Source organism: Vibrio sp. Vb1166 (assembly GCF_033338695.1).
Classification (GTDB): domain Bacteria; phylum Pseudomonadota; class Gammaproteobacteria; order Enterobacterales; family Vibrionaceae; genus Vibrio; species Vibrio alginolyticus.
In genome coordinates this window covers 1-23,538 of the sequence record NZ_JAWOTE010000001.1, presented here as the reverse complement: position 1 = coordinate 23,538, position 23,538 = coordinate 1, and the positions used below count along the sequence as shown (strand labels likewise).

At 44.2% G+C, this 23,538-nt stretch carries 19 protein-coding genes and 1 tRNA gene; 15 read left to right on the top strand and 5 right to left on the bottom strand.

What is annotated here, in order from left to right; genetic code table 11:
• Positions 1-11: 11 nt before the first annotated feature.
• From mmsB to choV, 9 genes are all read left to right on the top strand, one after another.
• Positions 12-908: a 3-hydroxyisobutyrate dehydrogenase gene (mmsB, locus tag R7E51_RS00100; RefSeq protein WP_017820332.1), complete on the top strand. Its 897-nt coding sequence runs from the start codon at positions 12-14 to the stop codon at positions 906-908.
• A gap of 9 nt (positions 909-917) precedes the next feature.
• Positions 918-1,676: an SDR family oxidoreductase gene (locus R7E51_RS00095; protein ID WP_017820331.1), complete on the top strand. Its 759-nt coding sequence runs from the start codon at positions 918-920 to the stop codon at positions 1,674-1,676.
• 462 nt (positions 1,677-2,138) lie between these two features.
• Positions 2,139-4,160 carry a diguanylate cyclase gene (locus tag R7E51_RS00090; protein ID WP_439334139.1) on the top strand — a complete coding sequence of 674 codons (2,022 nt, stop codon included), beginning with the start codon at positions 2,139-2,141 and terminating at the stop codon, positions 4,158-4,160.
• 605 nt (positions 4,161-4,765) lie between these two features.
• The gene (betI, locus tag R7E51_RS00085; protein ID WP_064369302.1) at positions 4,766-5,365 is read left to right on the top strand and encodes a transcriptional regulator BetI; all 600 of its coding nucleotides are present in this window, start codon (positions 4,766-4,768) and stop codon (positions 5,363-5,365) included.
• An 18-nt stretch (positions 5,366-5,383) separates the two neighbouring features.
• Positions 5,384-6,844 (top strand): betaine-aldehyde dehydrogenase, encoded by a 1,461-nt coding sequence (gene betB / locus R7E51_RS00080; protein WP_206957754.1) that lies wholly within the window; start codon positions 5,384-5,386, stop codon positions 6,842-6,844.
• A 179-nt stretch (positions 6,845-7,023) separates the two neighbouring features.
• The gene (gene betA, locus R7E51_RS00075) at positions 7,024-8,739 is read left to right on the top strand and encodes a choline dehydrogenase (protein WP_005373209.1); all 1,716 of its coding nucleotides are present in this window, start codon (positions 7,024-7,026) and stop codon (positions 8,737-8,739) included.
• A gap of 36 nt (positions 8,740-8,775) precedes the next feature.
• A complete protein-coding gene (locus R7E51_RS00070; protein ID WP_017820327.1) occupies positions 8,776-9,714 on the top strand; it encodes a choline ABC transporter substrate-binding protein in 939 nt (312 codons plus the stop codon).
• A 75-nt stretch (positions 9,715-9,789) separates the two neighbouring features.
• Positions 9,790-10,632, top strand: a complete 843-nt coding sequence (choW, locus tag R7E51_RS00065) for a choline ABC transporter permease subunit (RefSeq protein WP_005392552.1) — start codon at positions 9,790-9,792, stop codon at positions 10,630-10,632.
• A 2-nt stretch (positions 10,633-10,634) separates the two neighbouring features.
• Positions 10,635-11,813, top strand: coding sequence for a choline ABC transporter ATP-binding protein (gene choV, locus R7E51_RS00060; RefSeq protein ID WP_017633664.1), 1,179 nt, complete (start codon positions 10,635-10,637; stop codon positions 11,811-11,813).
• A 96-nt stretch (positions 11,814-11,909) separates the two neighbouring features.
• On the opposite strand, the gene R7E51_RS00055 is transcribed toward choV, so the two are convergent.
• A complete protein-coding gene (locus R7E51_RS00055; RefSeq protein ID WP_017633663.1) occupies positions 11,910-12,566 on the bottom strand; it encodes an NAD(P)H-dependent oxidoreductase in 657 nt (218 codons plus the stop codon).
• A gap of 243 nt (positions 12,567-12,809) precedes the next feature.
• On the opposite strand from R7E51_RS00055, the gene R7E51_RS00050 reads away from it, so the two are divergent.
• Positions 12,810-13,244 carry a globin gene (locus R7E51_RS00050; protein WP_017633662.1) on the top strand — a complete coding sequence of 145 codons (435 nt, stop codon included), beginning with the start codon at positions 12,810-12,812 and terminating at the stop codon, positions 13,242-13,244.
• A 41-nt stretch (positions 13,245-13,285) separates the two neighbouring features.
• Here R7E51_RS00050 and R7E51_RS00045 read toward each other — a convergent pair whose 3' ends face one another.
• Both R7E51_RS00045 and R7E51_RS00040 read right to left on the bottom strand, forming a co-directional pair.
• Entirely contained in the window at positions 13,286-14,068 is a 783-nt protein-coding gene (locus R7E51_RS00045) for a slipin family protein (RefSeq protein WP_053304734.1), read from the bottom strand.
• Between the two features lie 10 nt (positions 14,069-14,078).
• Positions 14,079-15,455, bottom strand: coding sequence for an NfeD family protein (locus R7E51_RS00040; RefSeq protein ID WP_206957753.1), 1,377 nt, complete (start codon positions 15,453-15,455; stop codon positions 14,079-14,081).
• Between the two features lie 498 nt (positions 15,456-15,953).
• Here R7E51_RS00040 and R7E51_RS00035 point away from each other — a divergent pair, with 498 nt between their 5' ends.
• The 3 genes from R7E51_RS00035 to R7E51_RS00025 all read left to right on the top strand — a co-directional run bounded on the left by R7E51_RS00035 (position 15,954) and on the right by R7E51_RS00025 (position 19,839).
• Complete coding sequence (locus tag R7E51_RS00035; protein ID WP_017820324.1) at positions 15,954-16,922, top strand: cytochrome-c peroxidase; 969 nt, start codon at positions 15,954-15,956, stop codon at positions 16,920-16,922.
• Entirely contained in the window at positions 16,915-19,272 is a 2,358-nt protein-coding gene (locus tag R7E51_RS00030) for an ATP-binding protein (protein ID WP_025767883.1), read from the top strand. The genes R7E51_RS00035 and R7E51_RS00030 overlap by 8 nt, the downstream gene beginning before the upstream one ends.
• A 99-nt stretch (positions 19,273-19,371) precedes the next feature.
• Positions 19,372-19,839 (top strand): OsmC family protein, encoded by a 468-nt coding sequence (locus R7E51_RS00025; protein WP_025767882.1) that lies wholly within the window; start codon positions 19,372-19,374, stop codon positions 19,837-19,839.
• A 76-nt stretch (positions 19,840-19,915) separates the two neighbouring features.
• Here R7E51_RS00025 and gdhA read toward each other — a convergent pair whose 3' ends face one another.
• Positions 19,916-21,268 carry an NADP-specific glutamate dehydrogenase gene (gene gdhA, locus R7E51_RS00020; protein WP_025767881.1) on the bottom strand — a complete coding sequence of 451 codons (1,353 nt, stop codon included), beginning with the start codon at positions 21,266-21,268 and terminating at the stop codon, positions 19,916-19,918.
• Positions 21,269-21,571: 303 nt separating this feature from the next.
• On the opposite strand from gdhA, the gene R7E51_RS00015 reads away from it, so the two are divergent.
• On the top strand, positions 21,572-22,582 hold the full coding sequence (locus tag R7E51_RS00015; protein ID WP_053307607.1) for a DUF2804 domain-containing protein: 1,011 nt from the start codon (positions 21,572-21,574) through the stop codon (positions 22,580-22,582).
• A gap of 7 nt (positions 22,583-22,589) precedes the next feature.
• The gene (locus tag R7E51_RS00010; RefSeq protein WP_005373167.1) at positions 22,590-23,447 is read left to right on the top strand and encodes a sterol desaturase family protein; all 858 of its coding nucleotides are present in this window, start codon (positions 22,590-22,592) and stop codon (positions 23,445-23,447) included.
• Between the two features lie 16 nt (positions 23,448-23,463).
• Here R7E51_RS00010 and R7E51_RS00005 read toward each other — a convergent pair.
• Positions 23,464-23,538: transfer RNA gene (locus R7E51_RS00005), tRNA-Gly, on the bottom strand.

Below are 23,538 nucleotides of genomic sequence, written 5' to 3'. Positions count from 1 at the left end.
AGAAATACGATATGGACAAAATTGCATTTATTGGCCTTGGTAACATGGGTGCGCCTATGGCTAAGAATCTACTCAAAGCGGGCTTGAATGTCGAAGTATTTGATTTGAACCCAAGCGCAGTTGAGGAGTTGACCGCATTGGGCGCTTCAAGTGCCGATTCCGTTCACCAGGCAGTACAAGGTGTGGAGGTGGTTGTCACTATGCTGCCAGCGAGCCAACACGTTCAAAGCGTTTATCTTGGTCAAGATGGCATCTTAGATAGCGTCGAATCAGGCACCTTGCTGATTGATTCATCCACCATCGATCCTACGACTGCTCGTTTGGTTGGCGAAAAAGCATCGCAACTTGGTATCAGTTTTGTTGATGCACCAGTATCTGGTGGCGTTGCGGGCGCAGCAGCAGGTACGTTAACTTTCATTGTTGGCGGCTCACAAGAGAACTTTGTTCAAGCCAAAGCGGTGCTTAGCCACATGGGTAAAAACATCTTCCATGCTGGTGATGCTGGAGCTGGTCAGGTGGCGAAGATCTGCAATAACATGATGTTGGGCATTTTGATGAGCGGCACCTGTGAAGCACTCAATTTAGGGATGGAAAACGGACTCGATCCCAAAGTGCTTTCCGACATCATGTTGCAAAGTTCAGGACGTAACTGGGCGCTAGAGCTTTATAACCCTTGTCCAGGTGTGATGGAAAATACGCCTGCAAGCAATGGTTATCAAGGCGGCTTTATGAGCCAGTTAATGGCTAAAGATCTGGGTCTTGCGATGGAAGCGGCAGTTGCCAGTCAAACATCGACGCCAATGGGCAGCTTGGCTCGTAACCTGTTTAATTTTCACAACGGTCAGGGCAACGGGCAAAAAGATTTCTCAAGCTTGTTTGAGTTCTACCAAAAGCAAAATCAGGCCTAAGGAGTGCGTATGGATCTAGCAAATAAGGTTATTGCGATCACGGGGGCTGGTCAGGGGCTGGGTAAACAAATGGCACTGTCACTGGCGGAACATGGCGTTCATCTTGCGCTTATCGACCTCAATTCAGAGCAACTGGCTGAAACGAAAGCGGAATGTGAATCTCTCGGCGTTACCGCTCGTTTTTATGTGACGAACGTGACTGACGAACAGCAGGTATGCACTGCTTTTGAGCAAATTGAGGCAGATTTCAAGCAGCTCAATGGCGTTATCAATAACGCAGGTATTATGCGTGATGGTATGTTCATTAAAGTCAAAGATGGTCAGGTTAACACGATGTCGCTGGAACAATTTCAGTCTGTTCTAGATGTGAATGTAACAGGCACTTTCCTGTGTGGCCGTGAAGCGAGCAAGGTAATGCTGAACACCGATAGCAAAGGGGTTCTGATCAACATATCCAGCGTTGCGCGTGCCGGGAATATTGGTCAAACCAACTATTCAGCATCTAAAGCGGCGGTAGCCACCATGGCAACGGTGTGGGCGAAAGAGTTAGGGCGTTTCGGAATTCGCTCAGTGGCGATTGCTCCGGGTGTCATCAAAACTGCCATGACAGACCAAATAAAACCTGAAGCGATGGAACGTTTAATCGGAATGATTCCGGTTGGACGTTTAGGTTTGGCGGATGAAATTTCATCGACCATAAAATACGTGTTAACCAACGAATTCGTGACCGGACGAGTGTTCGAAGTCGATGGCGGAATGCGAATGTAACCCCCTCTGCAACATAAAAAAGGGGAGCGAGTTTGATTGTCCGCTTCCTTCCACTTTCTCCTTTCTTTTATTGCTTCTATCTGAAAAATGTATTGGATGCATGGTCGACTGTTATCTCATCGAACGGTATAGAAATTTATTCTATTTCTAATGTGAATGGTTAGTTCTATATTGCTTGTCATGTAAATGTATCAACTCACAACTAAGACGATCTTTTGTCTCACTAACGAGATCATTATTCTTGGTGTGTAAAAAATACTCTCATTGGTTATATTGTGACCGAAAACTATTTCGGCATCTAAAGATGGTGATTTATTATTCAGCGCAAAATACATGGGAATATGAGGCTGACTGAATAACCTTCAGTTGTCTTAATAATAAATAATCAGAATTCTCAATTACACTGAAGTAACTACCCATTAGGGAAGAGCAATAATGTCACTATTTCATTCGCTTAGGACGATGCCTCTATTATTGGGGTGTCTGTGTTTTTCTGTTCAGGCATCCACAGAAAAGGTGGAACAGGAAGGTAAGTTTTTACAGTCGTTAGAAGGCATCGAAAATCAAATTTACGCATTACCTCAGAGTTCTTTAGCTTTGATTGAAGCGTTAGAAGAAGAGTCTTTACTACAAAACCAACCAACAGCGCTGTTGGTGCGTTACTGGCTTGCCAAGGCCACGGTTTTAGAGCTGCTAGGGCGCTTAGAAGAGAGTCAGAGTGTCGTTCGAAAAGGATTGGAGCTTGTGCGTCCACAGAGCCATGAGTATCTCCTGTTTAAGCTGATTCAGATGCGAACTATGGTTGGAAAGAGCGATATCGATACCGCGCTTTCTGCGTTGGATAGCTTGTTGGAAACATCGCGTGAGAATGGTGATAAGCAACTTGAATCAGAAATCCTGTTGCTAAAAGGACGCTATTACGATGAGCAAGGTGAGTTTAAAAAATCCTATGCTGCACTTATGTCGTCCATGGATGCGGCTGAATCTTCAGGTGTTCACGGGCTGGTCGAACGTGCAGCACTAGAGCTAGGTGACGTACTTGTCAAAATTCAGGGTTACGACCGATCTGAGGCGCTTTTGGAACAAGCATATTGCTATTTTAGGGATAGGCGTATGTCGTTCAATGAGTTGTTGAGCGTTTTGACGATAGCGAAACTTCATAAAGCACAGTTCCAATACGAAGAGGCGATAGCATCATATCAGCGAGCGTTAAAGCTGGCTCAAATTATCGGTGATGGACGCTTTAGATTTCGAGTTAACCTTGAACTTGCAGCTTTATATCGCGAGACGAAACAAGAAAAGAAGATGGTTAACCACTTGAAGCTGGCGGAGAATTTACAGTACAGAGAAACGTCTAGCGCGTATTTGGCAACATTTAAGTTGTTACAAGCCGAATATATGTTAGAGCAGCAGCAATTTGAAATACTTTTAGCGATGATCGCGCCAATGCTGCCGGAGATTATAGAGAGTCGATACGTCAAGCAACAGCAAATGGAGCTACTAAAAGTCGCCGCTATGGCCTATGCGGGAAGCAATGACTTTAAACTAGCATTCGAAACTTACGGTAACTATCACGATAAATTTATCCAATTTAGCAATCAAAGAGAAGTTGAAAATCTTGAGCGCCAGCAGACGTTATTTGAGTTGGAACGACTTGAATATGAGAACGAAGATCTCAACTGGAACAATGTTTTGCAGCGTATGGAGCTAGAAAATAACCGTCGTACTTTTTACTTATTGGGTGAAGCGCTACTTGCGCTCATCGGTGTTCTATTTTTGATGGCGGTAGTATTTCTCGTCGTCAATCGCTCGCGTTTGAGAATGCGTCGCCTCGCAAAGACAGACACATTGACAGGGTTGTTCAATCGCCGTTTTTTAGAGGACTGGTTCACTAAGCCAGTAGAAGTGAGGCGTGAGCGAAAAGAGAAACCGGTACCTCAATCTAAGCAAGAAAAAATACAACACTTTGTTTTTGAGCAAGTCGAGCAAGTTAAGTACGGTTATCTAGCTTTAAATAAATGGGTAGATAGCAAACTCGATAAACAGAAAATGGTGCCAAATAAACCACAATCGGGGCCAGTAACTTTAGCGTTAATCGATGTGGATTATTTCAAGCAGGTAAATGATACCTATGGGCATGTGTTTGGAGATACCGTACTAACGGGCGTTGCCAAAGTGTTGGAGGAAACTGTACGTGAAAACGACATTGTTGCTCGCTTTGGTGGTGAAGAGTTTGTTGTTGTTATGCCCAATACAGACCATGAAAACGCCCTTATTACTGCCGAACGTTTACGTAGCGCTTTATCCCTACATGGCTTTGTTACGGAACAGAAAGAAGAAGTGAGAGTGACCTGTAGTTTTGGAGTCGTTACCACTGAAGATAATGAGATGAGCTTTAAATCACTTTGCGATCAGGCCGATAAATTGCTTTATCAAGCGAAAGCGAACGGACGCAACTGCGTGAAAGGTCGCTCGCTAGCGTAACAGAAATCAAGAGTTCAGGCTCATCGCACGATGAATCTGAACTTATCCCTCCCATTTACTTTGATAGCCAAGTGACTTTGAGATCCTTGCTTCGAATATAAAACGCTGAATCTAACATCTTAAAGTCACTTGGCGATATTACTTAAAAATGGCTTAAGGATATCGAATCGCATATTCATGGCGTTCAACATAACCTCTCTTTTTGCCTCCTTCACCTTCAAAGTGCGAATGCCACTTGTGTCTACAAAACTATAACAAACTAGTGTGTCTATTCTTTGTACAAATAAACCGTGTACAGGTGAAATGATTAGTGGTCGATATAAATTTTTTGTGGCACAGATTTTTGTTGTTCAAAAATCAACTCGTTCATCATCGTTTTAAAAATAGAGAAAGATTTAAGTGTTTGATTTTGTTTTTCTTGTTTGTTTGTTCTTAAACTGAAATCTAGTTATCCCGACAAGTTCTTACCGAGCGATTTTTCGTACACCCTCAACTTTTCATCCTTTTTTACTAACATTTTTCTTTAAAAATAATTTGAGTTCGAATTAATTTTCAGGCATTTTATATTTAACTAACCGTTCAATTAAAAATAACAGGGACGCAAAATGCCAAAGGTGGGGATGCCTGAAATCAGAAAACCGCAGCTTGTGAAAGCGACAATGTCAGTGATTGATAGAGTCGGTTTACACGCGGCGAGTATTTCGTTAATCAGCAAAGAAGCCGGTGTATCAACGGGGATTATCAACCACTATTTCGGTGGTAAGCACGGATTGCTGGAGGAAACGATGCGCGAAATCTTGCGTCAGCTTTCGTCCACTATCACACAGAAGTTACGTGAGCTGCCAAGTGATGCTCATCACCAAAGAATTAACGCCATCATTGATGGTAACTTTGTCGGCTATCAGGCAGAAAACCAAGTTGCTAAGACTTGGCTGGCGTTTTGGTCGTACTCAATGCATGACGAGCAGCTCAAGCGTTTGCAGCGTGTCAACGAACGACGTCTATTGTCCCACCTAAGAAAAGAACTCAAAGCATTATTAAATGCAGAGCAGGCTGAATTGGTTGCTCATGGTATTGCATCACTTATTGATGGAATTTGGCTGCGCGGAACGCTCAACCCGCAAGGCATTGATGCAGAAAGAGCGAGAGTCATCATCAACGATTATCTCGAAAAACAACTTACGTTTTATTCTGAAAAAATATAAAAGTTACAGGTCTTCAAAATGGAAATGAAAGCACACTATATCAATGGTGCGATGTACGACGGGTGTTCAGGTGAACACTTCACCACTTACAATCCGGCGAATGGTGAGCCATTGGCCAACATTAAACAAGCGAACCAAGACGATCTTCAAGCAGCAATTGAATCGGCAAAGAAAGGTTTTGCTGCATGGTCGGCGATGACTGCGATTGAGCGCAGCCGTATTTTACACAAAGCCGTTGCCATTTTACGTGAGCGTAATGACGAGCTGGCTGCATTGGAAGTGGCAGATACTGGTAAGCCAATTCAAGAAGCTATCGCGGTTGATGTCACAACAGGTGCCGATGTTCTTGAGTACTATGCGGGTCTTGCTCCAAGTCTACAAGGTGAACAGCAGCCACTCAGCGACGATCAGTTTTTCTATACACGTCGTGAGCCATTGGGCATTTGCGCCGGTATTGGTGCTTGGAATTATCCAATTCAAATTGCGATGTGGAAATCGGCGCCAGCACTGGCTGCGGGCAACGCAATGATCTTCAAGCCATCAGAAGAAACACCATTAACGGCGCTTAAGCTCGCCGAAATTTATTCAGAAGCGGGCATGCCAGATGGCGTATTTAATGTCGTGCAAGGGGATTACCGAGTAGGACAGATGCTAACGGCGCATCCTGATATCGCAAAAGTGTCATTCACGGGTGAGTCAGGCACCGGTAAAGTCGTCATGAGTGACAGCGCTAAGACACTAAAACAAGTAACGATGGAGCTGGGTGGTAAGTCTCCACTGATTATTTTTGATGATGCGAAGTTAAACGATGCCGTTTCTGCGGCCATGGTGGCGAACTTCTACACCCAAGGTGAAGTTTGTACGCACGGTACACGCGTATTTGTCCATGAAGGTATTTATGACGACTTTATCGCACAACTTAAAGCCCGAACCGAGCTGTTAGTCGTCGGCGATCCGCTTGATGAGAACACGCAAATTGGCGCGCTAATCTCTAAAGATCATGAATCGAAAGTTCTAGGAGCGATTGAAGCCGCGAAAGCGAGTGGCGCGACGTTACTGACTGGCGGCTACAAAGTAACAGACAATGGCCTAGCTAATGGTAACTTTGTTGCTCCAACCGTATTTGTCGATTGCGATGATGACATGAGCCACGTTCAACAAGAAATCTTTGGCCCGGTAATGTCAGTTCTGAAATTCCGCGATGAGTCGGAAGTGATTGCGCGTGCAAATGGCACCGATTATGGCTTAGCGGCAGGTGTATTTACCCAAAACCTATCTCGTGCGCACCGTGTGATCCACCAAATTCAAGCGGGTATTTGTTGGGTGAACACATGGGGTGACTCACCTGCGGAAATGCCAGTTGGCGGCTACAAGCAATCAGGTGTTGGCCGTGAAAACGGAGTCGAAACCCTTAAACATTACACGCAAACGAAGAGTGTTCTGGTTCAGCTAAGCGACTTCGAAAGCCCTTACAAATGATACTACTCATAGTAGATAACTGACCACTTTAGCTTGTTAAAATGCTCGATAACTACGTTGTCAATTTTGATTGTAGGTTAACTACTTATCAAAATTTCCGCCTTGTTCTCAAGCATTTTTCCTACGCTAATTTCGCTCACTTATCTACGGTGATTAGTATTAACTCCGAGGAGAATAAAATGCAACAACACTACGATTACATCATCGTCGGTGCGGGTTCGGCCGGCTGTGTGTTAGCGGATCGCTTAAGTGAAAGTGGTCAAAATTCGGTCCTATTACTCGAAGCGGGTGGGTCGGATAAAAGTATTTTTATCCAAATGCCAACAGCGCTTTCTTACCCGATGAACACTGAAAAATACGCGTGGCAGTTTGAGACGGTTGAAGAGCAAGGGTTGGATGGTCGCCAACTTCATTGTCCTCGCGGAAAAGTTCTGGGCGGTAGCTCATCTATCAACGGCATGGTTTACGTTCGCGGACACGCTTGTGACTTTGACCAGTGGGAAGAGGAAGGCGCGAAAGGCTGGAACTATCAGTCGTGTTTGCCTTATTTCCGTAAAGCAGAGTCTTGGATTGGTGGTGCTGATGAATATCGGGGCGATCACGGTCCAGTCGGCACATGTAACGGCAACGATATGAAGCTCAACCCGCTGTACCAAGCTTTTATTGATGCAGGCAAAGAAGCGGGCTACCCAGAAACAAAAGATTACAACGGCTATCAGCAAGAGGGCTTTGGCCCAATGCATATGACGGTCGACAAAGGCGTACGCGCTTCAACCTCTAATGCATACTTAAGCCGTGCTAAAAAACGCAAAAACTTCACCCTAATGAAGAGGGTGACGGTTCATCGAGTTTTATTAGAAGAAACTGGTGCAGAAGGCAAGAAAGCGGTCGGCGTTGAATTTGAAAAGTCAGGTTCAATTCAGCAATGTTTTGCGAATAATGAAGTGATTTCGAGTGCGGGTTCGGTTGGCTCCGTTCAGCTGTTGCAGCTTTCAGGCATTGGCCCTAAGGCAGTATTAGAAAAAGCGGGCATTGAGGTGAAACACTCGTTGGAGGGAGTAGGTAAAAACCTGCAAGATCACTTAGAAGTGTACTTCCAATATCACTGTAAACAACCTATCACGCTCAACAGCAAATTAGGTTTGGTGAGCAAGGGCTTGATTGGCACTGAGTGGATATTAACTCGCAAAGGCCTTGGTGCGACTAACCACTTTGAATCGTGTGCGTTTATCCGCTCTCGTGAAGGACTAAAGTGGCCAAATATTCAATATCACTTCTTGCCAGCGGCAATGCGTTATGACGGGCAAGCTGCTTTTGATGGTCATGGTTTCCAAGTGCACGTTGGACCTAACAAGCCAGAAAGTCGCGGGTCGGTCGAAGTTGTCTCTGCGAATCCGAATGATAAGCCGAAGATTGAGTTTAACTACATTTCCACTGAACAAGATAAGCAGGATTGGCGTGATTGTATTCGCCTTACTCGCGAGATCCTCAATCAGCCAGCCATGGATGAGTTTCGTGGGGATGAGATCCAACCCGGTCTGAACATCACAACGGATGAACAGATTGATGAATGGGTGAAGCAAAACGTCGAGAGTGCTTACCATCCATCTTGTACCTGCAAAATGGGCGCAGATAATGACCCATTAGCCGTCTTAAATGAGCGATGCCAAGTACGCGGTATTCAAGGCTTGCGTGTGGTGGACTCTTCTATTTTCCCAACCATTCCGAACGGTAATTTAAATGCGCCAACGATTATGGTGGCAGAACGCGCCGCGGATATGATTTTGGATAACGCCCTAGAAACGTCGAACAACGTACCAGTTTGGATTGCACCGGACTGGCAAGAGATGCAACGAATGCATCCGCCAAAAAGAGATCTCGATTCGATCTCATAAAATGAAAAAGTCAGTAATCATTACAAGGAATTCAACATGTCTAAGATGACAAAAATCTTCTCAACAATTGCACTAAGTACTTTAGCAACAGGCGCTTACGCCAACCAATGTGAAACGGTTCGTTTCGCAGATGTAGGTTGGACTGACATCACAGCGACCACTGCCGTTACATCAGAGTTACTTAAAGGGTTGGGGTACAAAACGAAGACCGATCTTCTGTCTGTGCCTGTAACTTACTCCTCTATGGCTAATGGCGATATCGACATTTTCCTAGGTAACTGGATGCCAACGATGGAAGGTGATATCGCGAAATACCGTGATGCAGGTACTGTTGAAACCGTACGCGCGAACCTCGTTGGCGCAAAGTACACGCTAGCGGTTCCAAAATACGTTTATGACGCAGGCGTAACCAACTTCGCTGACCTAGTAAAACATGCCGACAAATTTAAAGACCGCATTTACGGCATTGAACCAGGAAACGATGGCAACCGCTTAATTCAGTCAATGATTGATAGCAACGCATTCGGCCTAAAAGATTTCAGCCTAGTTGAGTCCAGTGAAGCTGGCATGGTGTCTCAAGTATCACGTGCCGCACGCCGCAATCAATGGATTGTGTACCTAGGTTGGGCGCCGCACCCAATGAATAGTAACGTTGAAATGGAATATCTAGCGGGTGGTGATGACTTCTTCGGTCCTAACTACGGCGGCGCGAACGTCTACACAAACGTACGTAAAAATTACCTCGCTGAGTGTCCAAATGTAGGTCAGCTAGTGAAAAATCTAGAGTTTAACCTAGAAATGGAAAATGAACTGATGGAAGCGATTCTTAACCAGAAACAGAAGCCATCAAAAGCAGCGCAAGCATGGTTGAATGCAAACCAAGAGCAAATTGCAGCGTGGCTAGAAGGCGTGAAAACGGTGGATGGCCAAGATGCGCTAACAGCTATTACAAACTACTTAAAAACAAACGCTTAATAAGCAGTATTTGAGCTCGTTTTTTTAAAAGAAAGTGGGCAGTTTTGCCCGCTTCATTAACACAAAGGTTTTATTTTGAATTTTATTACGGACAACAAACTACCGTTGGGCCAATGGATGGAAACTGGCGTCGATTGGTTAACCATCAATGCATCGGGTTTTTTCGATGCAATCTCTATTACACTTGAAACGATCATTCTTTTCGTGGTGGACATTTTTAAATGGATGCCACCTGCAGCGCCAATCATTATGACGGCGGCAATTGCTTGGTTCTTACATCGCAGCATTCCTCTTGTCGTATTTATCGTGTTGGCCTTACTCGCAATTCTCAACCTTGGTTACTGGCAAGAAATGCTGGAAACCTTTGTCCTTGTGTTTGCAGCGACAACGATTTCCGTATTAATTGGCGTGCCGTTGGGCATTATGGCGGCGCACCGTCCTTGGTTATACACCTTGTTGCGGCCAATACTCGATTTAATGCAGACCGTACCGACATTCGTTTACCTAATTCCAACCTTGGTTCTGTTTGGCTTAGGTATTGTCCCTGGTCTAATCTCGACCATCATTTTCGCTATCGCTGCACCCATTCGATTGACGTACCTCGGCATTATTAAAGTGCCGGAGGAGCTACTTGAAGCGGGTAAAGCATTTGGTGCCAGCCGCATGAAGCTACTGTTTAAGGTGGAGTTACCTGCGGCATTGCCAAGTATTATGGCTGGCGTTACGCAGTGCATTATGTTGTCTCTGTCTATGGTAGTCATTGCGGCGCTTGTTGGTGCTGATGGACTTGGTAAACCAGTCGTACGCGCACTGAATACGGTAAACATCTCGCAAGGTTTTGAAGCTGGTTTAGCGATTGTACTCGTTGCCATCATTCTTGATCGCTTGTGTAAAGCACCAAACCAGAAGGAGGCATAATCATGGACGCTATTACTATTAAAAATCTTGATGTCGTTTTTGGTCAGCAACAAGCACAGGCGCTAGCACTACTAGATCAAGGGAAGTCTCGACAAGAAATCATTGATGAAACTGGCCAAGTGGTTGGGGTTGATAATGTTTCGCTGAACGTGAAACAGGGTGAGATCTGTGTCTTGATGGGGCTTTCGGGCTCGGGTAAATCAAGTTTGCTGCGAACGGTTAACGGATTGAACGATATCTCTCGTGGCTCTCTGAAAATCAAAGATGGCGACGATATGGTTGAGCTCTCTAACTGTGACGAACAGAAGCTGCGCCACCTTCGTACGCACCGCGTGTCCATGGTGTTTCAGAAGTTTGCATTGATGCCATGGTTAACGGTGTTAGACAATGTAGCGTTTGGTCTAGAGATGCAAGGCATTGGTAAAGCTGAGCGCCGTAAAAAAGCGCGTGAACAGCTCGAAATGGTCGGTTTGTCTGAGTGGGAAACGAAATTCCCGCACGAGCTCTCTGGTGGTATGCAGCAGCGTGTTGGCCTGGCGCGAGCGTTCGCGATGGACACAGATATCTTGTTAATGGATGAGCCGTTTTCAGCGCTTGACCCATTGATTCGTGCTCAGCTTCAAGATGAATTGATTCTGCTGCAAGAAAAGCTAAACAAAACCATTCTTTTTGTGAGTCACGACTTGGATGAGGCGCTTAAAATCGGCAACAACATCGCCATTATGGAATCAGGAAAGCTGATTCAACATGGCAAGCCAGAACAGATCATTCTTGCTCCAGAAAACGATTATGTGGCGGACTTTGTTGCTCACACTAATCCATTAAATGTGCTGAAGGGACGTTCCTTAATGCGTGACGATTTGGTTCGCGAAGATACGCGTGTTCTGATTTGCCCTGATAAAGATATTTGGGTGATACAAGAGAGCAAGGGGTTAAGTTTAGCGGATAAAGGTAAATCGTTGATTCAATGGAAGAGCGATTCTTCGAACCTTGATGAAGTTAATGAAAACTCTCTGGTTCAGGTTAGCCCAGAAATCAGTATGCGAGAAGCGATTGAACTTAAACAGCGCAGCAATCAGCCTCTGCTTATGGTTGAAGATAATAAGCTGGTTGGTGTGTTAAGCGACAATGAGCTTTACGATGCATTGCTTGGTAATTTTAAGTCAGAGCAAGTTGCGTAACGTTGACGCAGAACCAAGTAAAAAAGAGCCGCACATTAATGCGGCTCTTTTTAGTTTAAACAATGAGTTAAGTCGCTAAGCTAAGACAATGGTCGACTATAGAGTCGTAATTACCTCATCCATTGCAAGGCGTGCTTTTGGAAGACCATGATTGTAATCTTCCCCATCTTTATGGTAGCCAATCGCCAGCGCAACTTCACAAATATGGCCCTCGAGCTCTTCTTTAAACTCTTCTCCAATCAGAGCCGGATCGACACCTTCCATCGGTGTTGAATCAATGCCTAGTCGTGCCAATGTGTGTAGTAGGTTGCCTAGTGCCAAATAGACTTGTGCTTTTGTCCAGTTTCCGTTGAAGCCATTTTCGTCCGTATTTGCATCGGCAAAAGCGTAAGCACCCATAAAGTTGTTGTACATCTCCGCTGGCAAGTGGCCAGATGTTACTTCTGCATCCACACGTTTCGCAAATTTCTCTTTAGTAAATTTAGGATCGTAAGCAAACAGAATCGTATGTGATGCGGCTTTCGCGTGTGGTTGGTTAAACTGGTGCATATTTGCAAACGTATTGTGGAAACGTTGCTTCGCTTCATCACTTTCAATAACGATGAATTTCCATGGTTGTGAGTTGATAGAAGACGCCGACAAACGCAGTGCTTCTTTGATTATCGCCATGTCTTCTTGAGAAACGCGCTTGGTTTCATCATATTTTTTTGCAGTGTAACGGTTATTTAGATCGGTAATGATTTGATGGGACACGTTTATATCCTCTTTATGTGATGACAGATGAGGATGCACTAGCATCGAAAACCATGCGTACCTCGAATATGGGTTCATGATAATGGATATTTTTTCATTGATAAGAGGGTGTTTATTTAAATCACTTTTTACTTTTTGTTGAAAATCGATGTGAGTTGATCGATTTGAAACTTAAAAGTCCTTATTTGGAAGCTTTTATTTGATATTAAATTAAACTCATATTGAGGCGTAGGGGAAAGCAACATGAACGTGATTGAAGTTTTTAATGATAGCTATGAACGTTGTACTTCAGATCAGGAGTTTTTCGACTTGTTCTACAAAAATTTATGGTCGAAAAGCGCCAACTTTAGACAGAAGTTTGACGGTATAGACATGCACCAACAAGTGAGAATGCTTAGAGGGTCTATCGTGTTTTTTATGATGGCAGATACCTCGACCGAAGCGCACAAAATGGTGGAAAAGTATGGGAAAAAGCATGCAAGTGCAGATATTGGTATAGAGCCGCAGGATTTTGATGTTTGGCTTGAGAGTTTGTTAGAAACGGTTCGGCAGTGTGATTCTGGGTACGATGCCGATGTTGAAACCGCTTGGCGAACATGCTTTAAAACGGGCTTAGAAGTAATGAAACAAGAATGTGATAAAGAAGATGGGCACATCCTTAAAGCGAGTACCAAATAAGGAAGTAACGTGAGTGGTCGTTACTTCCTAGGGGCAGAATCTTACTTATCTTGTGTCTCTTTATTCTTTTTCACCGCTTCGGCGATATCACTGACAGCTTCGACAAGATTGATCGGCATTGGAAAAATAATAGTGGATGTTTTGTCTGTAGTGATTTCAGTGAGTGTCTGCATGTAACGTAATTGCAGTGCATTCGGTGCTTCGTTGAGCATTTGCGCTGCTTCTTTTAATTTATTTGAAGCCTCTAACTCACCAGTAGCGTGAATGATCTTCGCCCTACGGTTACGTTCTGCTTCTGCCTGACGGGCTAGGGCTCTGACCATGCTGTCATTTAAATCAACATGTTTGACTTCAACCGTAGCAATCTTGATTCCCCAGTCATCAGTCTGTTGATCGAGAATGGATTGTAAATCCTTATTGAGGCGTTCTCGCTCTGATAGCAATTCATCGAGTTCATGCTGACCCAATACCGAGCGCAGCGTGGTTTGTGCTAACTGACTGGTGGCATCGCTGTAGCTTTCAATATTGTTAATCGCCATTTGAGGATCGACTACGCGAAAATAAACGACCGCGTTGACGCGCACAGAAACGTTATCTTTGGTAATTAAATCTTGTGTCGGCACATCCAAAACGACAGTACGTAAATCAACCCTCACCATTTGCTGAATAAATGGGATAAGGATGATCAAACCAGGTCCTTTGACTTCTTGAAATCGACCAAGAAAGAACACAACCCCACGTTCGTATTCTCTCAAAACCCTGAACATTTGGGTCGCTAGTGCGAACAGCAGCACCACGATCACCGCAACGGTATAGAGCATCATAAAGCGCCTCCTATTTATTTTGGCGGTCATCAGGCATCACAGTTAAGGTCAGCCCTTTAACATTAACAATGGTGACGTGATCACCTTGTTTGAATTGTTGATGGTCTTTGGCTTTAGCTCGCCATAACGCACCGTTGAGTTGAACGCGTCCTTCGCCATCGATAAAGTCATCGCTTACCACGGCGACCTTCCCAGGGTAAGTCTCTAAACCCGTCGTTACACGCCGGCGACGAATTTTGAGCAGCAGGCCGACGGTCAGCACGATTAGAGCCACGGAAAATATGGCAATACCAAAAATCAAAGGAAGGGCGATCTGGAATCCTGGAAACTCACTGTCCATGAGAAATATCGAACCGAGTACAAAGGCGACAACGCCGCCTAAGCCCAAAATACCAAAGCTCGGGCTGAATGCTTCCGCTATCATTAGTGCAATACCGAGTAACAGCAGACCAAGACCTGCGTAGTTGACGGGCATCATTTGTAGTGCGTACATGGCAAGAAGCAGACAAATCCCACCTAGCACACCGGGTAAGCCAATTCCTGGGTTGTAAAATTCAAGAAGTAAACCGTAGATGCCGATGAGCATTAGAATGTAGGCAACGTTTGGATTGGTGATAACGGCTAGCATTTCTGCTCGCCAATCGGGTGTTCTTTCAATCCATACGGGATTTTCCAGTGACAATGTCACATCACGATTGTTAACTTTAACAGTTTGTCCATCAATGGCTTTGACTAAATCCTCTGGTGAGTTGGCTATATAATCAATAACGTTTAATTCCAATGCCTCTGTGGCGTCCAAACTCGCTGCTTCGCTCACTGCTTTCTCTGCCCACTCTGCATTTCGGCCATGAAGCTTTGCTAAGCCTTTAATATAGGCTCTAGCATCATTAATCACCTTTTTCTCCATTGCGGTTTTCGCGGGAACTTTCTCTGAACCTTCGTTGGTTCCTTCTGACGTTTCTTCCGCGTTTTGATCTTTGCCATCATCCGATGAAGGGGGCTGAGGGGCACCACCTAACGCGACGGGCGTTGCCGCGCCAAGGTTGGTGGCTTCAGCCATTGCGGCAACGTGGCTGGCGAGTAAAATGTATGTCCCTGCGCTAGCCGCTCTAGATCCTGACGGGCCAACCCAAGTCGCAATTGGAGTGGAGGAGGTGGTAATCGCGTGAATAATATCTCTCATTGCACTGTCTAAGCCGCCTGGTGTGTCCATCTCTAAGATCACTAAACTGACACCGTTTAGTTGAGCTTCTTCTATTTCACGAGATAAATAGTCGCTAGTAGCAGGCCCTATAGCGCCTTTGACAGGAACAATCCAAACGGTATTCGCCAGTGCTTGACTGGCAATCAAGAGTAAAGGTAAGAACCATATCCATAGTCGTTTCATGCAGTCCTCCTTGTGTGGTCACAGGGACTTTTTGAAATCCTAATTCAAGTATATCCAAATAACTTAGAGATGCTTGAGTATAGGTTCTAATGAATAAGTTGCCGAGGCTAATTAGGAGACTACTTTTTTATATATAAACGCTGTGTGAGATAGTAAACTAAAGCAAATTATTGGTAATTGTGATGTTTATGTTTATTGTTCAGCGTTTGATTAAGTTGGCCGTTATCTGTGCCGTTTTCTTTACTATTTTCGATCTGATCTCCTATGGAGAGGTGACTTGGTTTCAACGGTTTTTGGCTTTTCTACACTAAACTCAGATTTCAATACGTTAGCTACTCATAAGGCGATAAGTTTCTTCCTATTCGCCTTATTACTCCCTCTTCAACCAAAGCCTTAAACAAAGCAATACTTAACTCGTTTTTTCAACTTCCTGTCGGTGGAAAAAACGCCAAAATGCAACTAAATTCATATCAATGACAAGTTTAAGGTATGTAGTTGATGAGGCAATTCAGCGCAATCGCACTAGCTGTTGTAACACTCATTTTGAGCCAAACAACAACCGCAAGAAACGCGAAGATGTTAGGTGATATCTCCCTAGTTCAGCCCATACAGGGTGATCCTAATGTGGATATTAAGCTAGCGAGAATTGGCTGGCATCTCTTCCGCGATCCTCAATTATCGTCAAATGGTAATGTCAGCTGTGCGACATGCCACAATCTGCAAACCAATGGCGCTGAAAATACACCTGTCTCTACGGGGGTGAAAGGTGATGGAATTAGAAATTCTATAACAGTGTTTAATGCAGCGTTAAATTATCGTTTTTTATGGGATGGTACGGAAAACACCTTGATGGCTCAGATTGATGGTCCAATCCATAATCCAATGGAAATGGACTCAAACTGGCAAACAATAGAGCAATATGTAAAAGAGAGTGAACATTATCAAGCGCTATTTAATCGTGACGGTGAATTGCCGATTAACGTTCATAATATCAAGTCCGCTATTGTGGAGTTTGTTGAAGGGCTGCAGACGCCTGGCGCACCATTCGATGCTTACTTATTGGGTTACACGCATGTACTGAGTGAACAGCAAATCAGAGGTTGGAAAACATTTCAGACTTCAGGTTGTGTGCAGTGTCATCAGGGCAAAAATATCGGCGGAGCGATGATCCAAAGGTTCGCCTATTTCAAGGATAAGCCAGTAGTAGAGGACTCGGGCAGGCAACTCGTTACGATAGAAGATGAAGAGCGATTCTATTTTAGAGTAGCCAGTTTGCGCAATGTCGCGCTAACGAGTCCTTATTTTCATAATGGGCAAGTCGATAAGTTATCCGACGCGATACAAATCATGGCTAAAACCCAACTCGGTATAACGATGAACGATGAGAATGTCGCGGACATTGAAGCATTCTTGCAGTCGTTGACAGCACCTAGACCCATAATTTTAGAGGTGTTGGAAAATGAATAAATTCAAACTGATCAATTTTTGCTTTTTTATTGGGATACTGGCGTGTTGCACACTGGCGTATATGTCGTATATGAACTCAAAAAACGCTCAAGAATTTCATGCAGAGCTAATGAATATCGGACATGAGTTGATTGAAGAGCGTGATGTTATCGTGAACCGATATGCCGTTGAAGATAGGAAAAACTATGAGTTAACAACATCTTTAGTAGAGATAGAAATCGCAGCACAGGCACTGTTGGAATCATCAAAGGCATCAGTTTGGTTTCCTGTGACACCCAATCGTATAAAAGTTAGGGATACGCTTGAACAGTTTAAGGAGCGAGTGCTTCAAATAACGTTGAAGCTTGATATGTTAATTGGTGTTCAGGTAGAAAACCGGTATGCATTACTCATGTTGTTCAATTTGTATCAGCAAGAGGTTTCTATCGATAGCGGTCAATCATTGGGTGGCAGTCGTTATTTTGAATTTCTCAACCAGTTGCTTCTAACACAAACCGAAGTTGAGAGTGAAAAGGAAGCGAACTTCCTTAAACGGCTTCAAACGAGTGATAAAAGAATTGAATTGCTGACGAATGAACTGCTTGATCACACTTATATTGAGTTTGTCGAAAGCTCAGAGCATCGGTTACTCAATATTGCTCAAAGTGAGGCGCGTTTTACGTGGCTGTTTGTATTTATCGCGGTGATGTTTCTAGTTAGCGCGTTTGTTTATCAGTCGCATCACCGAATGCATAACTTAAAACAGTTGAATCTTGAAATTGAAGAGGCGAGAAACAAAGCCGAGCGAGCGGCAAAAGCGAAATCAAATTTTCTCGCTGCAATGAGTCACGAACTAAGAACGCCGATGAATGGCGTACTAGGGCTTTCTCAAATGATTGCAGAAGAGACCAAAGAGCCGACGACGAAAGAGCACATTAGGGTTATTCTTGACTCTGGCCAGCATCTGATGACTATCCTCAACGATATTTTGGATTTTTCTAAAGTTGAAGAAAACAAACTGGAATTTGAGCAAGCTAAGTTTAAGCTCGATCAAGTGCTTTCTCCGGTGTGTAGCGCAATAAAACCACTTGTTGATGAAAAAAATATCGAGTTAATCTTGGAAAACGAGGTTTCTGAATATACTGAATTTACTGGAGATTGTGCGCGTTTACGACAGATCTTGTTTAATCTCGCCGGTAACGCGGTGAAGTTTACCAACGAAGGGCATGTGCTGGTTAGAACTGAGTTAGATGAATCGAATCAGTTGTTGGTCATGCGCGTGAGCGACACCGGTATTGGTATTGCGCCAGACAAGCACGAGCATATTTTTAACTCGTTTGAGCAAGCAGACTCATCAACGACTCGAAGGTTCGGCGGAACAGGGCTTGGGTTAGCCATCGTCAAAAAACTAACCGATTTGATGGGTGGCCATATTACTCTGAAGAGTATAGAAGGCGTTGGAAGTCAATTTATCGTTGAGTTGCCGATTCCTTGGGTAGAATCTGCTCCGAAAAAGCAGCAAGAAGCACCGAAACCTCGCGCAAAATCACACCATTTAAAGATACTACTTGCTGATGATAACCGTGTGAATGCCATTGTGGCAAAGGGGTTTTGCGAAAAGCTTGGGCATGAAGTGGATGTTGCAGAAAATGGATTAATCGCGGTTAAAAAGGCGAAAGAGAACGAGTACGACCTGATCTTGATGGACAACCATATGCCCGAGATGAATGGCGTTGAGGCGACACGCGTTATCCGACAAGAGTTAGGTATCAAGACATTACTCTTTGCGTACACGGCAGACGTATTTCGTGAAGCCCATGATAGCTTTATTGAAGCAGGAGCAGACCATGTGCTTACAAAACCGCTACAGCATGAGAGCTTTTCAGACGCTCTCAAACAGTTTGCCGCCAGACTCGAACCGAAACAGAATCCGCCACTAACGAGTGACAGCAATGTGCTTCAGTTGCAGCGTAAGCCAATCGAGAACTTAAGGTTAACAGAGGAAGAACTCTCCCGCTCAGGCATGTTTGCTTCTTTACGAGATGAGCCAGAAGCGCTCGACGAGCTGCTAAAAAGCATTATTGTCGATTTTGAGACATCTGTTGATGAGCTTATTGAATACTTTATGGCTGAAGACTTTGCTTCATTAGAGCTGACGTTGCACAAAACGAAAGGGATGGCACTGAACCTAAGTTTACCTATTTTGGCGAGCCAAACGGAGGCCCTGGAAACTCAACTTAAAGCCAACCAAAGTCCCGAGATTGAGCAGTTGCAGATGCTGATCAATCGGTTACAGGTCAACATCCATCAGTCTCATAGACTTTTGGATGATATCCAGAAGAACAATGCCGATCCTCAACAGATTTTATAGTCCCTGTGAGTGCGATGCTTTCCTTAACTCATTTTGTTGTGGTTTACTGTGGCAAGGACGGATAGTGTTGATTCGTCGTCGGAAAATCAGGGAGTTAGAATGAGTAAGCATTCCGCTTTAATCAAATGGCATCGTAAAGCTGGCGAAGAGTTTAAGGATAATAAGTATAGTAGGGCACACATTTGGCAATTTGATGGAGGGTTGCAAGTCCCAGCATCTCCATCTCCCCACGTAGTACCATTACCACTATCCGTAGAAGAAAACGTTGATCCAGAAGAAGCGTTTGTCGCGGCACTTTCTAGTTGTCATATGCTCGTTTTCCTGTCTATTGCAGCAAAGCGGCGTTACGTTGTGGACAGTTACTTCGATGAAGCGGTAGGGGAGCTTGAAAAAGGCGAAAACGGAAAAGAGTGGGTATCAAAGGTAACGTTAAACCCTAAGATAACATTTTCAGGTGAAAAACAACCGACACCATCTCAATTAGAAAAACTGCACCACATGGCCCATGAGAATTGCTTTATCGCCAACTCCGTTAAAACAGAAGTGACAACGCTTATTGCGAATTAAGTGGAGCTCTTTATCAAAAAGCGCGGCCTATTGCGGAGTTATATTAAGCCAGCAGTCATCCTGCTGGCTCGTTCATCTAGACGACACCTTGCTCAATCATTGCATCAGCGACTTTTCTAAAGCCTGAAATGTTGGCGCCTAAAACTAAATTTCCAGGTTGGCCAAACTCTTTACTGGTTTCGTTTGCATTGATGAAAATATTTTTCATGATGGTTTGCAACTGACTATCCACTTGTTCAAACGTCCAGTTTTGCATGCTGGCGTTTTGCGCCATTTCAAGTTGACTGGTTGCAACACCGCCTGCATTGGCTGCTTTGGCAGGCCCATAAGCTATGTCTGAGTCCACGATAATATTGGCAGCATCACGGGTGGTTGGCATGTTCGCCCCTTCACTAATCAAAATACATCCGTTTTCGATAAGAGCCAGTGCGTCGTCTGACGTTAATTCATTTTGAGTCGCACAAGGGAAGGCAGCATCAGCCTGATATCGCCAAACAGCATGTCCTTCATTAGGATAGTCGCCCTCTGGTGTGTATTCTGCTTCAGGGTAAGTTTCTAAATATTCTTCTAAGCTTGCTCTTTTCACTTCTTTCAGTTGTTTTAGGAGCTTAAGATCAATACCGTGCTCATGATAGATCGTACCTCGAGAGTCGCTGCATGTAACTGGCGTTGCTCCCATATGGTACAGTTTTTCAATGGCGTAGATAGCCACGTTGCCAGCACCAGAAACGAGACAAGTTTTCCCTTTCAATGAATCGTTGCGGTCGTTGAGCATGCATTCTGCAAAATAGACGGCGCCATATCCTGTCGCTTCTTTTCTGGCGAGTGAGCCCCCCCAAAGCAGACTCTTGCCTGTAAGCACACCTTCGTAGCGCCCCGTCAATCGTTTGTATTGACCAAACATATAGCCAATTTCGCGCGCCCCGACGCCGATATCGCCTGCGGGAACATCGGTGGCAGGACCGATATGACGGTACAACTCGTTCATAAATGATTGGCAAAATCGCATGATCTCGCCGTCGGATTTTCCTTTAGGATCGAAGTTTGAACCGCCTTTGCCGCCACCGATAGGAAGGCCAGTCAGTGCGTTTTTAAAGATTTGCTCAAAGCCGAGAAATTTTATGATGCTCGCATTGACTGAGTGATGGAATCTCAATCCTCCTTTGTACGGCCCCAAAGCAGAGTTGAATTCAACTCGATAACCTTTGTTTACTTGTACATTTCCAGCATCATCAACCCAAGGAACTCGAAACATGATTTGACGTTCTGGCTCGACGATCCTCTGGATAATCGCTTGTTCCTTATATTTATTATTGCCTTCTATTACCGGCGCGAGAGAAGTTAATACTTCTTCTACCGCTTGGTAAAATTCTTTTTGCGCAGGGCTACTGTGTTGCAACGCAACAATAGTATCGTGTATGTATGACATAGATTTCTTCCTTGATGTGAATAAGCAATCAGTTTATATGAATGTATTTCCATTAAATAGTGATTTTGACCAAGATTCAATGGTTGTAGTGGTCTTTCCTGCGGATGAGAATGTGCAGCTTCTAACCCAGGCAGTGTTGGTTGAGATAGGTAGGGCGAGCTAAGTAAGCGGGTGGTTGAGTGATCAGTTTCACATATAACAAGCAGAAATCACTTTAGTCGATGTTGTTGTGCAGTTACGCAAATTGTTTATGTTAACGTCATGTTAAAGTTTGTGTGTGATAACTTGTGAAAAGACAACTATATGGATGAGCTTAAGGTTCTGAACTCGTTTATTCAGCAGAATGGTCTACCAGCGTTTGGCCACCTTGATGGAATTCCAACATCGTTACAGCTAGATAAATTTACTTACCTCGATGAGATGGATAAGCCAGTGTCTAAGTGGCGCCGTTACCGCGATTATAAGCAGTTTCAGTTCGTCAATTTGGTCACACCTGATTACGTCATTGGAGTAGCGATTGCTGATATACGGTATTTAGCATCCGGCTTTTGCTACCTGTTTGATATTAAAAAGAATAAGTTGATTGAGCAACAATGGTTGAAACCTTTTAATATAGGTTATCAAACTCAGCCTTCCAGTTGGTGCAGTCTTGCCCATCTTGCTAACAAAAGAGTTCAGTTTTCTATTAAGGATGGTATTTGGCACGTCCACTTTGTGACAGAGTCAGTCAATGCGGATCTCTATTTACGTCCAGAAAACATGAGTTTGCCATTAATGTTGTGTACGCCAACAGGTTATGCGGGTTGGACATATACTCAGAAGCACAATGCGTTAGCAGTAGACGGTAACTTGTTCATATTAGGAAAAGAGCAAGATCTTTCAGAGGTGGCTGCTGGTTACGATTTTTCCGCTGGGTACATGCGGCGAGAAACAAGTTGGCGCTGGGCGAGTATCAATTGCTTTGAGGATGACAGGCGTCTGGGGTTGAACTTGGCAGCTGGCGTTAATGAAACTGGCTATTGCGAAAATGTATTGTGGATTAATGGTCAGCGTCACTTTTTGCAACCTGTGCAGTTTCAGTTTTCACGAAGTGATGAAGGGCAAAAGTGGCATATTACGTCTGAAGATAAACGAGTTAACTTACAGTTCACGCCTTTGAATCGACGCTCAGAGAAGAAAAATTTTTGGCTTCTCAAAAGTAACTTTCGTCAGTATATCGGTTATTTCTCTGGCTATCTTATCGATGGAAATGGCATCAAACATCAGTTAGAAGAAGTTATGGGTCTTACTGAAGATCACTATGCAAAATGGTAGAAACACAATGGATTGGACGCAGTTGATGGACCGCCCAGAATTACTTCTGATGATTCTGGCTCCAGTTTTCTTTTTCTGCATGCTTGCCGAATATTGGTTCGGACAAAGAAGGGGACGCTTGCCTGAAAGCGCGACGTATTACTTCCCTGAAGTAGCGTGTAATTTTGTTCTTGCGGGCTTACACCAAGCGACAGACATACTCACGGGTTTACTGATTGCTCAGTTGTATTTGTGGTGGTTCGATTGGCGTTTGTTTGATATCGAAATGAGCGTCTCAGCTTTTCTTTTACTTGTTGTCCTGCAAGATTTTTTCTATTACTGGTTTCATCGGGCTAGCCATCGTATTCGTTGGATGTGGGCCGCGCACGTTGTTCATCACAGTTCGGAAAGAATGAACTTCAGTACCGCCTTTCGTCAAAGTTTAATGTATCCGCTAGCGGGGATGTGGATTTTTTGGTTGCCCTTGGTGATTATTGGTTTTGAGCCAAAATGGGTTGTCTTCGTTGTGTTGTTTAATCTGGGCTTACAGTTTTTTGTTCACACCCAATCAATTCGTTCGCTCGGGCCACTAGAGTGGGTATTTAACACGCCGTCTCACCATCGCGTTCATCATGGTGTGAACCGTCAGTACATCGACAAAAATTATGCGGGTGTATTAATTATTTGGGATCGAATGTTCGGAACGTTTGAACCAGAGGTGGAAACGGTTCGGTATGGGGTTTCTAAACCTGTAAACAGCTTTAATCCCATCCGCGTGACGTTTGCAGAATGGAAAGACATGTTTTATGACGTAACTCGACCAAACTTATCATGGAAACAACGCTGCCGCCGTTTGTTCGCTCCGCCATCGGATTTTTATGAGTAAATTGAGATAAAGAGATTGGAGCGGGCAGCGGGAATCGAACCCGCATCATCAGCTTGGAAGGCTGAGGTAATAGCCATTATACGATGCCCGC